A 15,101-nucleotide genomic window follows, 5' to 3' on the forward strand; every position below is an offset into this window, starting at 1 on the left:
TTGCCGCCTTCAGGCGTGCTGCGCGGACGGTTGGTCGGCGAATTGCGCCGCCGTCACCGCCGCCGGCGGCACACCGTGCGCCCGTGACGAAATCGCTGGCCGCATCGGCCAGTACTGCAGTTCGGCTGCGATATGTCGAAAGTCGCGCGCAGCAGGTGCCGATGGGAACGCATCGACGACGCAGCGTGACAACTCGATGGCTCTCGCCATCAAAGGCTCGGATGAGACGCAGCCCGCCTCCTCCAGCGATACGGCGAGGTAGCGCCCCGCCACGCCCGCCAGGTTTTCAAACGCGACATGCGCATCGGCGATGCTCTGCACGTGATTCATCAGCACGCGAAACTGCGCGATCGCATGCGAGAAGTGCAGACGCTTCATGCACGCGTACGCATCGGTGATCGCCTGCGCCGCGACGCGCGTAACGACCATCACGTCATGCGACTGCCTCGCGAGCGCCGACAACGCGCCCTCGCGGTCCACCTGCGCATCGATCAGCACGACATCGGCCGATCCGCTCAGCACCACGCCCAGCTGCTCCTTCGTGCAACTCTCGCAATTGCCGCGCGACGCGGCCAGCACCGCAAAGCCGAGCGGATGCCGTCCTGCCGCTTCTTCTAGCGTCATCTCGCCGCGCATCACCGCGGAGAAATTCCCCGCGCCGCGCACGCCGCCGAGCGTCGCGCTCACCGAGCGATCGCCCAGACATTCGTCGATCACCAGCACGTCCTTGCCCTGCTCCGCGAGCGCCGCCGCGAGATTCACCACCGTCGTCGTCGCGCCGACGCCGCGCGTGCCGCCCGCTACCGCAACGACGCGCGAGCCGGCCCGCGAGAGCAGCCGCCGCAGTCCTTCTGCCTGATCCTGCACAAACTTATCCAAAGCGAACCTCATGCAGATCGGCGGTCGAACGGGCCGACAGCGCCGACAGCAGCGCCGGCACGTCCTCGTCCTGCGGGACGAACGGCGAGTTGTCACGCGGAATGCAGAAAGCACTCTTGATGAGGAATTTCTTCGTCGCGACGTACAGGTTCTCGGGCACCTTCTGTCCCGTCGACACGTAGTGCACGGACAGCTTGTAACGGATCACCGTATCGAGCACCGCGCCGAGATTTGTCGCTTCGTCGAGCTTGGTCAGGATGCAGCCGGCGAGCGGCTGCTGGTCCGGCGCGTTCTGATAGGCCTGCACGACTTCGTTCAGCGTGTCGCCGTGGCTCGTCGCGTTCAGCAGCAGCAGGCGCTGCACGGGCTGGCCGGCGCGGCACAGCATCGCGATCTGGTCGGAGACGAGCCGGTCGCGCTGGCTCATGCCGATCGTGTCGATCAGCACGATGTGTTTGTTGCGCAGCTCTGAGAGCGCGAGCTGAAGGTCGGCGCTGTCCTTCACCGCATGCACCGACACGCCCAGGATCCTGCCGAAGATGCGCAGCTGCTCGTGGCCGCCGATCCGGTAGCTGTCCGTCGTGAGCAGCGCGACCTTGCTTGCGCCGAAGCGCATCACACAGCGCGCCGCGAGCTTCGCCGTCGTCGTGGTCTTGCCGACGCCCGTCGGGCCCATCAGTGCGAACACGCCGCCGCGCTCCATCAGCGCGTCTTCGTTCTCCATCACGGGCACGTTCGATTCGAGCACCGTCTTCACCCAATCGAGGCCCTCGGCCATGCTTTCGACGTCGGGCAGATTGTCGATCACCATCTTCACGAGCTGCGCGGAGAAGCCGGCCGCGAACAGATGCTTCGTCAACGCCGCATGCGTCGGGCTGCGGCGCTGGCGATCGGCCCACTGCAGACCTGCGAACTGCTCTTCCATCATGCCGCGCATCGACGTGAGCTCGTTCATCACGGTCTCGTTGACCATCTGCTCGATACGCGATTTCACCGATTCCATCAGCTCGGCGGCCGACTTCGGCGTCATCTCGGCGGCTGCGTTCCGGCGTGCGTCGGCCGAGTGAGCGATGTCGCCTGCGACGTCGTACGCGGCGGGCGTGTTCTTCTGCGATGTGCGGCGCGCGGCCAGTTGCGCGGCTTCGCGCGCCCAGTCGGGCGTGGCTGCATCGTTGACGGCCGGCTCGCGCGGATCGACGGGCGTGCCCAGGCCGCGCGCGATCGCGGCGGCGGGCGTCATCGTCGGATTGGCGGCGGGGACCACGTCCTTGGCCGCGATGCGGCGCGCGTGATCGATCAGCCACGGATTCGTTTCGGCCATCGTGCGCGAACGGACGGGCACTTCCGGCATCGGAGGCTTGCTTGCCACGGAAGGTGCAGCCGATGCATCCGCGCGCAGCTCGCCGCGCGATTCCTGGCGCAGTTCGACGCGCACGTCATCGGTTGCGCGCACAGCGTTCGATGCGCCCATCGGCTTGCAGTCGCTTGCCGGGCTTTCGCCAGCGGCGATCATCGTGCCTTGCGGTCCGGCCTTCTCTTCGCTCGCGGCGGGCATGCGCTCGGTGCCCGCTTCCGGGCTCGCGCCGAACACCGACGAGAACACATCGGGCATCCCGCTCGCGTACGGATTGACGGGCATCGACGGCATCGGCGCGCGCGTGGCGGCGCCTGCGTTCATCGCGGGACCGGCGATCAGCGCCGTGCCTGCCGACGCGCTTGCGCCCGTCGTGGTCATCGCGGCGCTTTCCTGGGCGCGCGGCGCAATTGCGTTCAGATCCCGGTCGGCGACCGCGACGATCTCGACGGTCCCATCCTCATTCGTGCGATTCGACAATACGACTGCATCGGAGCCCAATGCCTCGCGGACGAGACGCAGCGCGTCGCGACTCGTTGCACCGACAAATTTACGAATGTTCAAGCTGGTTCTCCGATGAGCAGCGCGGACCGGCGATATACCGTTTCCCGATGAGATGAATTATTGCGAAAGACGTCCACCGCCCATCGGGCAATAAAGACGGTGAAACGCTGGCAATTCACGCATTCGGCGCCCGCTCCGGATGCCGGGAACCATCGTCGAACCCGGCCGATCCGATCGGCAACGCGCACCGCTAACCCGCTCCAACGGGCGCGAAGCCTTGCGCATCAAGGCCCCGCGCGGGCCAGCCAAAAAGGCCGGCCGCGCGAAGCGGACCGGCCTTCGAACCGGACACCCTGTCCGCGAGACAGCGGCGGAGATCGCCGTGGCGATGGTGGTGATGGTGGCGAAGCGCCGCGAACGGGCCGTATGAACCCCACGCGAACGCGCTCACCCTTGCGTGCCGATCACGTTGACGACCCGCACGTGCCGCGTATCGGGCACTTCTGCGTACGACAGCACCTTCAGTTGCGGCAGGCTGCGGCGCAGGAAGCGCGCGAGCATCGCGCGCAGCGAATGCTGGACGAGCATCACGGGCGCAAGACCGATGTTCTGCTGACGCGTCATCGCCTTTTGCGTCTCCATCAGCAGCGTGTTCGCGAGACCCGGTTCGAGGCCCGGGTTCGCGCCCGTGTTGAGCGCCTGGCTCAGGAGCCGCTCCAGATGCGCGTCGAGTCCCATCACCTGGATGTCGCCATTGCCGGGGAACCACTGCTGCGTGATCGCGCGGCCCAGCGCGAGACGCACGGCCGCCGTGAGATCGTGCGGATCGGTGAACTTCGGCGCGTGCTCCGACAGCGCTTCGAGGATTGTGCGCATATCGCGGATCGGCACGCCTTCTTCCAGCAGGTTCTGCAGCACCTTTTGCAGCGTCGCGACGGGGATCACCTTCGGCACGACATCGTCGACGAGGGGCGCCGCGTCCTTCTGCATCCGCTCGATCAGCGCCTGCACTTCCTGGCGGCCGAGCAGTTCCGCCGCGTGCGTGACGACGAGATGGTTCAGGTGAGTCGCGACGACCGTGCTCGAATCGACCACCGTATAGCCGTACACCTGTGCCTGTTCGCGCAGGTTCGTGTCGATCCAGATCGCGGGCAGGCCGAACGCCGGGTCCTGGGTCGGCGTGCCGGGCAGCGCGGCCGTGACCTGGCCGGGATTGATCGCGAGCCACTGGCCCGGATACGCCTCGCCGACACCCACTTCGACGCCCTTGAGCGCGATCCGGTAGCCGTTCGGGCGCAGCTCCAGGTTGTCGCGGATATGGATGACGGGCGGCAGGAAGCCAATTTCCTGCGCAAACTTCTTGCGGATGTTCTTGATGCGCTTGAGCAGTTCGCCGTCGGAGTTCTTGTCGACGAGCGGGATCAGCCGATAGCCGACCTCGAGGCCGAGCGCGTCGATCATCGTCACGTCGTCCCAGCTGGCTTCCGCCGCTTCTGTCGGCGCGAGCGCCTGCGGCACGGCGTCGACGAGCGCGGCAGCCGACTTGCTCCGCGCGGCGCGCTTCTTCATCGTGCGGCCGAGCTGGATCGCGCCGCCGCCCAGCAGCAGAAACGCGAAGTGCGGCATGTTGGGGATCAGGCCCATCAGCACAAGGATCGAGCCCGTGATCGTCAGCACGCGCGGGTTCGTGAAGAGCTGGCCCGTGAGCTGGGTGCCGATGTCTTCATCGGTGGCGACGCGCGACACGATCACGCCCGCCGCCGTCGAAATGACGAGCGACGGAATCTGCGCGACGAGGCCGTCGCCGATCGTGAGCAGCGTGTAGGTCTTGCCCGCGTCGCCGAAGTCCATGCCGTGCTGGACGATGCCGACGATCAACCCGCCGATGATGTTGATCACCATGATCAGCAGGCCGGCGATCGCATCGCCGCGCACGAACTTGCTCGCGCCGTCCATCGAGCCGTAGAACTCGGCTTCCTGCGCGACTTCCATCCGGCGCTTGCGCGCCTGTTCCTCGTTGATCATGCCGGCGTTCAGGTCGGCGTCGATCGACATCTGCTTGCCGGGCATCGCGTCGAGCGTGAAGCGCGCGGACACTTCCGCGATACGCCCCGCGCCCTTCGTGATCACCATGAAGTTGATGACCATCAGGATGACGAACACGACGATGCCGACTGCGAAATTGCCACCGACGAGGAAGTGGCCGAACGCCTCGATCACGGCGCCCGCCGCGCCCGGTCCCGTGTGGCCTTCAAGCAGCACGATACGCGTCGACGCGACGTTGAGCGACAGCCGCAGCAGCGTCGAGAACAGCAGCACGCTCGGGAACGCGGCGAAGTCGAGCGGCTTCATCGTGTACATGCTGACGAGCAGCACCATCACGGAAAGCGCGATGTTGAACGTGAACAGCAGATCCAGCAGGAACGGCGGCAGCGGCAGGATCATCATGCCGAGGATCATGCAGATCAACAGCGGGCCCGCCAGTGCCCGCAGGTTGGTGCCGTTCAGCGCTTCCGGCCGTCGTGAAAGGAAACCCGCGCGGGCGTTCATGCTGATGCTCCGTTACCTTGATTGTCGCCGCCGAGCGCGTCGGCGGCTTCCTGGTCCGCTTCGTCGTCCGGCACGCCGCCCTTGTCCAGTTCCGGCGGAACGTCGAGCTCCGTCGGCGCGACAGGCGCGACGCCGCCGTCTTCCTTGAAGCGGCGCAGTTGATAGACCCATGCGAGCACTTCCGCGACGGCGCCATACAGCGCGCCCGGAATCTCGCGATTCAGTTCGACGTTGTGATAGAGCGCGCGCGCGAGCGGCGGCGCTTCGAGCAGCGGAATGTTGTGCTCCGTCGCCAGTTCGCGGATGCGCGCGGCCACGAGGTTCACGCCCTTCGCGACGACCTTCGGCGCGCCCATCTCGCCGTCCGTGTATTGCAGCGCGACGGCGAAGTGCGTCGGGTTCGTCACGACGACGTCGGCCTTCGGCACGTTGGCCATCATCCGGCGGCGAGCCATCGCGCGCTGCTGCGAACGGATGCGCGCCTTCACGTGCGGATCGCCTTCGCTCTCGCGATGCTCGCGCTTCACTTCTTCCTTCGTCATGCGCATCTTCTTGTGGAAGTTCCACAGCTGATACGGCACGTCTAGCGCGGCGATCACGAACATGCCCGCGACCGTCATCGCGCAGCACACGGCGACCAGATGGCCCGCGTTCGACAGCGCGATGTGCAGCGGCTGCGTCGCGAGCGCAAGCATGTCGTCGCGCTTGTGCCAGATCGCCAGTCCGCCGATCAGCCCGACGACGATGATCTTCGCGAGGGACATGCCGAGCTGGATCGACCCGTTGATCGAAAAGATGCGGCCAAGGCCCGTCACGGGGTTCAGACGCTCGAAATTCGGCGACAGCGATTTGGTCGACAGCAGCCAGCCGCCGAGCGCCATGGGCGCGAGCAGCGCGGCGAGGCCCGTCAGCACGAGCATCGGCAGCAGCACGTAAAAGCCTTCGCGCGCGACGGCGCCCGCGTCGGAAAGCGTGCGCTTCGTATCGAAGACGGTTTCGTGATTGAACGTGAAGGCCGCGCGCAGCATCGTCTGCACGTGGTCGCCGATCATGCCGGACATGGCCCACGCGCCGAGAAAGCCGGCCGCGACGAGCGCGAACGTCGCCAGCTCCCGCGAACGCGCGACCTGCCCTTCCTCCCGCGCCTTGTCGAGGCGCCGGGGGGTGGCTGATTCGGTTTTTTCGAGGTCGCTATCCTCTGCCAACGTGCTCTCCGGCTGCGAGGGCACCATGCCCTTTTTCAGTCAGAGCGATTATTCCCGCAGAAGTCGAGCGGCGATTGGCGGATAAAGGCGGGGAAAGGGGGGTATTTCAAACGATGGGGCGGTATGAACATGCGCCGCCCAGACACCCGGAAGCGGAAGAACGCCCGCTTCCGTTCGACGCGCCGGCCCGCGCGGTTGCGGGCCGGCACGCGATCACAACGAGAACGCGACGAACGGCGCTTGCCCCGACGGGCGCTTGTCCATCCCGTAGTAGACATGGCGGCCGAAGAAGAACGGCAGCCCGAGATCGAACGCGCTCAACGAGCCGATCTGCCCGCCGAGGTCGTTGAACGCGAAGTTGCTCCCGGCGCTCAACAGGTTCTGCGTATTCGCGACGTTGAGCGGCACGTCGCCCGTCACGCCGTTTGCGCCGACGAGCGTGACCGTGCGTTGCTGCGTCGTGCCCGGACAGTAGAACGATGCCAGATTGCCCGTGCACAACGGCATCGAACCATCTTGGAAGAAGTAGCCGTTCGAGCCGCTGTCCATGAACGTGTTGGTCGTCGCGCCGTTGAACTTGCTGTTGACGAGGTCGCCGGACGCATCGGTCGTATAGATCGTTATCCCCTGTTCCTGGCCATTGTTCGACTGCGTACCGATGCCGAACACGACCGTCCCTGTCGCCGATGCCTGGCCGCTCGCCGAGATGGGCGCCATCTGCACGATCACGCCATTGTTGTCGGCGGGGAAGTTCGGCACGGGGTTGGCCACTTGCTTCTCACGCTCTGCGAGCGTGCGCACGCAGTTCGTGCCGTTGCACGCGTAGTAGTTGCTGAACTGCGCGACGTTCGCCTGGACCGAGCAGGCCGCTCCGCAATCGATGGGCGCCACGCCGATGCCGATGATGCCGTTCGCGCCCAGCGTCTGCGCGGTGTTCTCGGCCGCGCCGTTGACGCAGCCGCCCGACGGTATCGACGCATCGGGCAGGTCGCCGATCACCTGAATCGGGATGTTGCTCGCCACCTCGCCGCTGATCTGCACCGTCGCCGTGCGCGTCGTACCCCACGTGAAGCCGTCGGCGAAGTGCGTGCATTCGGCAAGCTGGCCGCCTGCCGTCGCCTGCTGGACGGGCAGCGCGCTCGCGAGCGAGCCGAGCGCGGAATTGACGATGCGCACGCCAAACGAGCCCGTGTCGAGCAGAACATTGTTGACGACCGTGCAGTTGGTGGTGCCCGGCTGGCAGATAGTCACGCTGACCGTCGGTATGTTGATCAGGTTCGCGACGCCGCGGCCGACCGTCACGGCCACCGTGTTCGGCGCGTTGGCGGCAATCGGCTGCTGGCTGGGTCCGTTGTTGTCGCCCGACGAGGACGACGAACTTCCGCCTCCACCGCCGCCGCATCCCGCGACGAATGCCGTCATCGAGACGACGCAGATGGCGAGCACGGCCTTTACGACGTGGATGGACTTCTCGATCTTCGCGAATCGCATGGTTCGTCTCCCGTCGTCACTTGATATCGGTGCCGCTTACGCCAGCCGGCAGTGCCTGCGGCAGGTAAGCCTGGCCGGAGAAAGCGCCCATATGGCCGCCCGAATGCACGACGAGCCCGTTGTCCTGCACGATGCCGGGGCCGTGTCCGCCGCCGCGCAACTGGCGTGCATTCGTCACGCCCGCCACGTACTGCGGGAAATAGCTGCCGAGCAGGTCGGAAAGGTCGGGCATTTGCGGCCCGCTCCATGCGAGACCGAAGACGCTGCCGGCCGTCGAGATGTACTCGCGCACGACGGTGCCGTTGCCGAGCGTGGTCTCGCGCACCGTGTACGACGCGGAGGTGCTGGCGGAAGAAGACGAAGCAGATGCGGCGGAGCCGGCCGACGCGCTGCGCATCACGGCGACGCCTGACGGCGCGGGCACCGTCTGGGTCGTCGCGCTCGACCCGGCGGGCGGCGTCATCGGGCTGCCGCCCAAGGCGGCGCTGGCAGGCTGCGAGACGAGCAGGCCCGGAAGCGCACAACACAATCCAAACGCTGAAAAGACAGCGGCACGGCTAAAGCTAATCGACATGGTTCTATTCCTCCCCCCAATCGACACCGGACAGTGCCAGCAGTTCACGGACCCGGTCTGTTCATTCAGGAGGAACCGGCGCGGCTGCGCACGCGTGCACCGTGCCGGACGGCGTCGAGCGCGGTCACGCACCATCCTCCCCCGGCCGTAGTATGCCAGCGGTTGATGAAGCGGAGCGGTGTGCGACCGCACGAACGGGCGTGCGCCGATGCGGTGAGCATCGGTGCGGAAGGTATCGAAACGGCGCTCACAGTGTCGCGCGAGGCCTGAAGCGAACGCCCGGGTGGGCGTTCGCGGACAAGATCGAAGGAAAAGACTGGGCTTGTATTGGGCCGCAAAGGACACTGAGAAACGCTTCGAGCGGAGCGGCGCGGCGAGACGCGCGCGCCGTCGCAGCGGGCAGGCCGGCCATTTCCGGCCGGCCTCAGGAGAAGCCGGGCGACCTGGAAGAAGCAGAACGCCTCAGAAAAAGCCAGTCGCCTCAGAAGCCGAGGCTGGCAAGCAGATCGTCGACCTGGCTCTGATCCTGCAACACGTCGGCCTTGCCTTCCGGGTTGATCTGCGGACCGTTCAACAGGCTCTGCGGGCTGCCTGTCGGCGAGATCGGGTCGTGCTGGGCTTCCGCCACGAGCTGCGCCGCTGTCGCCGCGAACTGCTCGCGCCGCTCGGCCGCGATGTTGTCGATCAGCACGCCGAGAAGCTGTTGCTCGATCAGGTACACGACGTCGGTGATCTTCTTGATGACCTGGCCCGTCAGATCCTGGAAGTCCTGCGCCAGCATGATCTCGAGCAGCTGGGCGTTGGTCGCGGACGTGATTTCTGGCACGCCGCGCAGGAACGCGCGCGTGTCGTTCATCAGCGCGCGCACTTCCTCGCGCTCGATGGGCGCCGAGTACCACTGCTCCCAGCGCGCGTCGAGAGCGGCCGCGTCCTGCTGCAACTGCTCCTGCATAGGCTTCGCGACCTCGATCGACGACAACACGCGCTCGGCTGCCTGCTCGGTCATCGTCGCGATGTATTTCAGACGGTCGCGAGCGTCCGGCACCGCTTCAGCCGCGCGCTCGACGTGCTTGTCGATCCCCAGCTCGCGCATCGAATCGCGCAGCGTGCGCGTGAGCTGTCCGATGCGTGCAAGGATGCGGTCGGTCGCGAGCTCGGAGCCGTCTTCCCTGGCGCCTTGCTCGTTGATCGATGGGTTCACATCAGCTCCCGGCTTTCGCCATCTTCTCGAGGATCTTGTTGAGCTTCTCGTCGAGCGTCGCGGCCGTGAACGGCTTCACGACATAGCCGCTCGCGCCCGCCTGCGCGGCGGCGATGATGTTTTCCTTCTTCGATTCGGCCGTGACCATCAGCACGGGCAGATGCGCGAGCGACGCATCGGCGCGGATTTCCTTGAGCATCGCGAGGCCGTCGAGGTTCGGCATGTTCCAGTCGGAAATCACGAATTCGTAGCTGCCGCCGCGCAGACGCGCGAGGCCCGCTGCGCCGTCTTCCGCTTCGTCGACGTTCGAGTAGCCCAGTTCCTTCAACAGATTGCGGACGATCCGGCGCATCGTCGGAAAGTCGTCCACAACCAGAATCTTCATTCCCTTATCCATGTCCTGTTCCTTTTTCCAATCCAGATGGTGCGGTCACTGGCCCATCTCAAACATTTGGCCGAGGCCGCATCATACGCGCTGAACGCGATCACCCATTGCAGCAAGACGCGCCATCACGCGCCGGCTCATTTCCGAAAGCGGCGCGATCTCGTCCGCGGCGCCCATCGCGATCGCCTCGCGCGGCATGCCGAACACGATGCAGCTCGCTTCGTCCTGCGCGAGCGTGTACGCGCCCGCCTTGCGCATGTCGAGCAAGCCCGCCGCGCCGTCGCGCCCCATGCCCGTGAGAATCACGCCGACGGCGTTCTTCCCGGCATGCAGCGCGGCCGAGCGGAACAGCACATCGACAGACGGACGATGCCGGTTGACGGGCGGGTCGTCTGACAGATGCGCGATATAGTTCGCGCCGCTGCGGGCCAGCAGCAGGTGAGCGTGGCCGGGCGCGATGTACGCATGTCCCGGCAGCACGCGTTCACCGTGCTCAGCCTCTTTAACGGTAATCCGGCACAAACCATTAAGGCGTTGCGCAAAAGATTTTGTAAATCCGGGCGGCATGTGCTGCGCGATCAGCACGGCGGGCGCATCGGGGGGCAGCGGCATCAGCACTTCGCGGATCGCTTCCGTGCCGCCCGTCGATGCGCCGACGATGATCAGCTTTTCCGTCGACACGAGCGGGTTGTTGAAGAGCGGCGCGTGCGGCGCGGCCGACGCTGCGGCATGACCGGCTGCGGGCGCGTGATGCGCGGGCGCCGCCTGGCGCACGCGCGCGCGGGCAGCGGCGCGCACCTTGTCGGCGAGCTTTTCCGCGTATTCGAGCATGCCGTCGCGAATGCCGACGCGCGGCTTCGTGACGAAATCGACGGCACCCAGTTCGAGCGCGCGCAGCGTGATTTCCGAGCCGCGCTCCGTCAGCGACGACACCATCACGACAGGCATCGGACGCAGACGCATCAGCTTTTCGAGGAAATCGAGGCCGTCCATGCGCGGCATTTCGACGTCGAGCGTCAGCACGTCGGGGTTGTGCTGCTTGATGAGCTCGCGCGCGACGAGCGGATCGGGCGCGGTGGCGACGACCGTCATGTCGGGCTGGCTGTTGATGATTTCCGTCATCAGACTGCGAATCAGCGCCGAATCGTCGACGCACAATACCTTGATCTTTTGCACAGCGCTCACGCCTCCTCTACGGTCCTGGCGTTGTTTGATTGAGTCGGGCGCGCGGACGCGCCGAATAATTCGATACGCGGCTTCGCGCCGGCGGGACGCGCCGCGCCCGTGCCCGCATTCGGGCTTGTCGCCGGATTTGCCCCCGGGTTTGCGGCAGCCGATGCGTCCGCGCCGAACAACTCGATGCGCGGCTTGCCCGCAGCGGGCGCCGCGAACAGCTCGACACGCGCGCGCGCCTTTGCGAGCCGCTCGGCGCGCGCTTCGGCCGTCTGCCGCGCGAGCGCCTGCTCGCGTTCCGCGACACCGGCTTCCTGTTGCAGACGCAGCTTCTTGACCATCACCTGGCCCGTGCGCGGCATGAACGCGACCTTGCGCGGATGGTTGCCTTCCAGGTCTTCGGCGACGATGCGAATCTTTTCGAGCGCGAGATAGCGGCGCACGAATGCGGAGTTGCGGTCGCCGATGTTCATCGTCGTCATGCCCGCGAGCACGGCCGCGCCGCCGAACACCTTCGCCTCGAAACGCTCGCGACGGCCGCCCGCCTTGATCAGCTCGTTGATCAGCACTTCCATCGCGTAGGCGCCGTAGCGCATCGAGTCGGAAGCGGCCTGCGCGACGTCGGCGCCGTCGTCGGGCAGCATGAAGTGATTCATCCCGCCGATCCCCGCCGTGCGATCCTGGATGCAAGCGGCCACGCACGAGCCGAGCACCGTGACGAGCACCATGTCTTCGTTCGTCGTGTAGAACTCGTTCGGCAGCAGCTTGACGCCCGGGCGCTTGAAGTGATTGTCGAAATAGAGATTCGTTGCGATCGGCAGGGTGCTGCTCATGCGGGCACCCCGCTCGTCGCGCCGTGGCTCGCCGCACGATGAGCCGTGCGCGCCGCGCCTGCATCGCGGGTCAGTTCGTAGACGGTTTGCCCGCGCAGACGGAACGCCTGCGTGACATACGTGAAGTTCTCCGAGTGGCCGGCGAACAGCAGGCCGCCCGGCTTCACGAGCGGCTCGAAGCGCGAGAGCACCTGCCCTTGTGTCGGCTTGTCGAAATAGATCATCACGTTGCGGCAGAAGATCGCGTCGAACTGCGTGTTCAGCCTGTAGTCGCGCTCGGTCAGATTCAGTTGCTCGAAGCGGATCATCGCGCGCAGTTCGGGACGCACCTTCACCATGCCCGCATGCGCGCCCGTGCCCTTCAGGAAGAAGCGCTTGAGCCGTTCCTGCGACAGATGCTTGACCTGGTCGAACTGGTACATGCCCGCCTCGCCTTTGGCGAGCACCTGCGTGTCGATGTCGGTTGCGAGCACGCTTGCCTGGCGCGCGGCGTGATCGCCGAGCGCTTCGATCAGCGTCATCGCGATCGAATACGGCTCTTCGCCCGTCGATGCCGCCGAGCACCAGACCGACACGGGCCCCGGCCGGCGCGCGACGAAGTCGGCGAGAATCGGAAAGTGATGGGCTTCGCGAAAGAACGCGGTGAGGTTCGTCGTGAGCGCGTTCGTGAACGCTTCCCACTCGGCGGGATCGTTGTCCGATTCGAGGAGATCGAGATACTGGCGAAACGAATCGATCCCGCGCGCGCGCAGACGCCGCGCGAGCCGGCTATACGCCATGTCGCGCTTGTGATCCGACAGCGAAATGCCCGCGCTGCGGTGAATCAGCTCACGAATGCGGGCGAAATCCGCCGATGTGAATTCGAAATCGCGAGCCTGTTCGCCGGGTTTCGCCGGCTCTGCCCGTTCAGGGCGTGCTTGCGCGCGCGTTGCCATCATGATGTTTTCCGTCTGCCACAGCGAGCGCCGCACTGCCCGTCGATTCTGCTCTTGCCGCTGTTGCGTTCAATGTTGCCTGCGTTGTCGCCGGCACTGCGTGATGTGCCGGCAATCTGATCTATCCATGTGTCTTTCGTCAGAACGTTTCCCAATCGGCATCGGACGTGGAGGCTGCTTTCGCCGTCTGACGCGCGGTGGGTTCCGCCGACGTCAAGGGTGTCTTTCTGACGGCCGGTTCGACGCGTGACGGCGCGGGCGCTGCCGCTTCCGTCTTCGCGACGGCAGCCTGCGCGGGCTTCGCCGCCTGCGCGACGGCTGCCTTCACACGGCTCTTCGCTGCGTTCGCGGACGGCGTGGCCACCGCGCGCGCCGATTGCGCGCCATTCACGTGCCAGTGCCCGATGGCCGTCTGCAACGAGCGCGTCTGCTCTTCGAGCGACGCCGCCGCTGCCGCCGCCTGCTCGACGAGCGCCGCGTTCTGCTGCGTCACTGCGTCCATCTGCACGACGGCGCGGTTGACCTGCTCGATGCCGCCCGATTGCTCTTCCGATGCCGCGCTGATCTCGCCCATGATGTCCGTCACGCGGCGCACGGCCTGCACGATTTCGTCCATCGTCGTGCCCGCGCGGCCGACGAGCGCCGAGCCGCTCTGCACCTTGTCGGCCGAGTCGCCGATCAGCTCCTTGATTTCCTTCGCCGCGCTCGCGCTGCGTTGCGCGAGGCTGCGCACTTCGCCCGCGACGACCGCGAAACCGCGGCCCTGCTCACCCGCGCGCGCCGCTTCGACGGCCGCGTTCAGCGCGAGAATGTTCGTCTGGAACGCGATGCCTTCGATCACGCTGATGATGTCGACGACCTTGTTCGAGCTGGTCGCGATGTCCTGCATCGTGCTGACGACCTGGCTCACCACTTCGCCGCCGCGCGTCGCGATATCCGACGCGTTCACGGCAAGCTGGCTCGCCTGGCGCGCGTTCTCGGCGTTCTGGCGCACGGTGCCCGTCAGCTGCTCCATGCTCGATGCCGTTTCCTGCAGCGAGGCCGCCTGCTGTTCCGTGCGCTGCGACAGATCGGTGTTGCCCATCGAGATTTCGCGCGCGCCCGTGTCGATCGACTCGACGCTCGCGTGCATCGACTTGAGCATCGCCGACAGGCTTTGCTGCATCTGGCCGACTGCCCGGAAGAGGCGGCCGATTTCATTCGTGCCCGACGTGTTCACCTGCTGCGTGAGATCGCCCTTCGAGATGCGCTCGAAGCACGCGATCGCGTCGTTCAGCGGCTGCACGATCATGCCGCGCAGCGCGAAGCGGATGCCGATCACCAGCACCACAGCGAGCACCACGACGCCGATGATCAGCGCGCGCATCGTTGCCATCTGCTCGGCGGCGCTCGCCTGCTGCTGCTCGGCGTGCGCCTGCAATGCCTTGATCATCGGGCTGACGGCGTCGTCATACGCGACGAACATCGGGCTGATCTTCGTGTCGGCGATCGCGTGATAGCCGGACAGGTCGCTTGCGCGCAGCGCCGCGAATTCGGGATTCACGCCGTCGCTCATCAGCGACGCGCGCTTCGCAACCACCGCATCGACCAGCGATTGATCGATACCCTTCTTCGGGGTATTCAGGAACGCCTGCCAGTTTTCGTTCGATTTGCCGAGCAGTGTGGCCGCACGTTCGAGCACCTGCTTCGTTTGCTCGATCTCGCCCGCCGCCGTCAGCGCGTTGACACGGTCGAACGTGACGCGCGCGCGCAGCATGTACGACGACGAGTCGTTCAGCGTACGGATCGCCACGATGTCGCCGTGCGCCATGCCGTCCAGCGCGTCGCCCGAGTGGCTCAGCGCTGTAAGCCCAAGCGCCCCGACGATCACTGTCAGTGCAACGAGAATGATCCCCATGACCGTCAGCGTCGTCCGGATCGACCATCTGCTCAGCATTTTCTGCTCCCTGATTTTGCTGTACCGGAGGTAGCGCTTTAACGCTTGCTCCGGTCCCATGCACAGCTGTCGACCAGAGTC

The 15,101-nt window shown here is 66.0% G+C and carries 13 protein-coding genes; 1 reads left to right on the forward strand and 12 read right to left on the reverse strand.

Annotated elements, in window-relative coordinates:
* Positions 1-9 precede the first annotated feature (9 nt).
* Both GCT13_RS17130 and flhF read right to left on the reverse strand, forming a co-directional pair.
* A complete protein-coding gene (locus GCT13_RS17130) occupies positions 10-879 on the reverse strand; it encodes a MinD/ParA family ATP-binding protein (protein WP_152760091.1) in 870 nt (289 codons plus the stop codon).
* Positions 872-2,797, reverse strand: coding sequence for a flagellar biosynthesis protein FlhF (flhF, locus tag GCT13_RS17135; protein WP_152760093.1), 1,926 nt, complete (start codon positions 2,795-2,797; stop codon positions 872-874). The genes GCT13_RS17130 and flhF overlap by 8 nt, the downstream gene beginning before the upstream one ends.
* Positions 2,798-2,936: 139 nt before the next feature.
* Between flhF and GCT13_RS17140 the strand changes: the two genes are divergently transcribed.
* Entirely contained in the window at positions 2,937-3,167 is a 231-nt protein-coding gene (locus GCT13_RS17140) for a hypothetical protein (RefSeq protein ID WP_152760095.1), read from the forward strand.
* Positions 3,168-3,184: 17 nt separating this feature from the next.
* On the opposite strand, the gene flhA is transcribed toward GCT13_RS17140, so the two are convergent.
* The 10 genes from flhA to GCT13_RS17190 form a co-directional block, all read right to left on the reverse strand.
* Positions 3,185-5,287, reverse strand: a complete 2,103-nt coding sequence (gene flhA, locus GCT13_RS17145) for a flagellar biosynthesis protein FlhA (protein WP_152760098.1) — start codon at positions 5,285-5,287, stop codon at positions 3,185-3,187.
* On the reverse strand, positions 5,284-6,492 hold the full coding sequence (gene flhB, locus GCT13_RS17150) for a flagellar biosynthesis protein FlhB (RefSeq protein ID WP_152760100.1): 1,209 nt from the start codon (positions 6,490-6,492) through the stop codon (positions 5,284-5,286). Before flhB ends, flhA begins: the two co-directional genes overlap by 4 nt.
* A gap of 213 nt (positions 6,493-6,705) precedes the next feature.
* The gene (locus tag GCT13_RS17155; protein WP_152760102.1) at positions 6,706-7,983 is read right to left on the reverse strand and encodes a DUF3443 domain-containing protein; all 1,278 of its coding nucleotides are present in this window, start codon (positions 7,981-7,983) and stop codon (positions 6,706-6,708) included.
* A gap of 16 nt (positions 7,984-7,999) precedes the next feature.
* Positions 8,000-8,557, reverse strand: coding sequence for a DUF2844 domain-containing protein (locus tag GCT13_RS17160; RefSeq protein WP_152760104.1), 558 nt, complete (start codon positions 8,555-8,557; stop codon positions 8,000-8,002).
* A 481-nt stretch (positions 8,558-9,038) separates the two neighbouring features.
* Positions 9,039-9,758, reverse strand: a complete 720-nt coding sequence (cheZ, locus tag GCT13_RS17165; RefSeq protein ID WP_321574416.1) for a protein phosphatase CheZ — start codon at positions 9,756-9,758, stop codon at positions 9,039-9,041.
* Between the two features lies 1 nt (position 9,759).
* On the reverse strand, positions 9,760-10,155 hold the full coding sequence (gene cheY / locus GCT13_RS17170) for a chemotaxis response regulator CheY (protein WP_087736316.1): 396 nt from the start codon (positions 10,153-10,155) through the stop codon (positions 9,760-9,762).
* A 69-nt stretch (positions 10,156-10,224) separates the two neighbouring features.
* On the reverse strand, positions 10,225-11,319 hold the full coding sequence (locus tag GCT13_RS17175) for a protein-glutamate methylesterase/protein-glutamine glutaminase (protein WP_321574428.1): 1,095 nt from the start codon (positions 11,317-11,319) through the stop codon (positions 10,225-10,227).
* Positions 11,320-11,324: 5 nt separating this feature from the next.
* The gene (gene cheD / locus GCT13_RS17180; protein WP_152760106.1) at positions 11,325-12,149 is read right to left on the reverse strand and encodes a chemoreceptor glutamine deamidase CheD; all 825 of its coding nucleotides are present in this window, start codon (positions 12,147-12,149) and stop codon (positions 11,325-11,327) included.
* Positions 12,146-13,087 (reverse strand): CheR family methyltransferase, encoded by a 942-nt coding sequence (locus tag GCT13_RS17185; RefSeq protein ID WP_152760108.1) that lies wholly within the window; start codon positions 13,085-13,087, stop codon positions 12,146-12,148. The genes cheD and GCT13_RS17185 overlap by 4 nt, the downstream gene beginning before the upstream one ends.
* Before the next feature lie 136 nt (positions 13,088-13,223).
* Positions 13,224-15,020 (reverse strand): methyl-accepting chemotaxis protein, encoded by a 1,797-nt coding sequence (locus GCT13_RS17190; RefSeq protein WP_152760110.1) that lies wholly within the window; start codon positions 15,018-15,020, stop codon positions 13,224-13,226.
* Positions 15,021-15,101: the final 81 nt, after the last annotated feature.

The organism is Paraburkholderia franconis (genome assembly GCF_009362735.1).
Lineage (GTDB): Bacteria > Pseudomonadota > Gammaproteobacteria > Burkholderiales > Burkholderiaceae > Paraburkholderia > Paraburkholderia franconis.

Excerpts from the sequence above, each read along its gene's own strand:
- GCT13_RS17140 (WP_152760095.1), top strand. The coding sequence starts at position 2,937 with ATGCCGGGAACCATCGTCGAACCCGGCCGATCCGATCGGCAACGCGCA.
- flhA (WP_152760098.1), bottom strand. The coding sequence starts at position 5,287 with ATGAACGCCCGCGCGGGTTTCCTTTCACGACGGCCGGAAGCGCTGAAC.
- GCT13_RS17155 (WP_152760102.1), bottom strand. The coding sequence starts at position 7,983 with ATGCGATTCGCGAAGATCGAGAAGTCCATCCACGTCGTAAAGGCCGTG.
- GCT13_RS17160 (WP_152760104.1), bottom strand. The coding sequence starts at position 8,557 with ATGTCGATTAGCTTTAGCCGTGCCGCTGTCTTTTCAGCGTTTGGATTG.
- cheY (WP_087736316.1), bottom strand. The coding sequence starts at position 10,155 with ATGGATAAGGGAATGAAGATTCTGGTTGTGGACGACTTTCCGACGATG.
- cheD (WP_152760106.1), bottom strand. The coding sequence starts at position 12,149 with ATGAGCAGCACCCTGCCGATCGCAACGAATCTCTATTTCGACAATCAC.
- GCT13_RS17185 (WP_152760108.1), bottom strand. The coding sequence starts at position 13,087 with ATGATGGCAACGCGCGCGCAAGCACGCCCTGAACGGGCAGAGCCGGCG.
- GCT13_RS17190 (WP_152760110.1), bottom strand. The coding sequence starts at position 15,020 with ATGCTGAGCAGATGGTCGATCCGGACGACGCTGACGGTCATGGGGATC.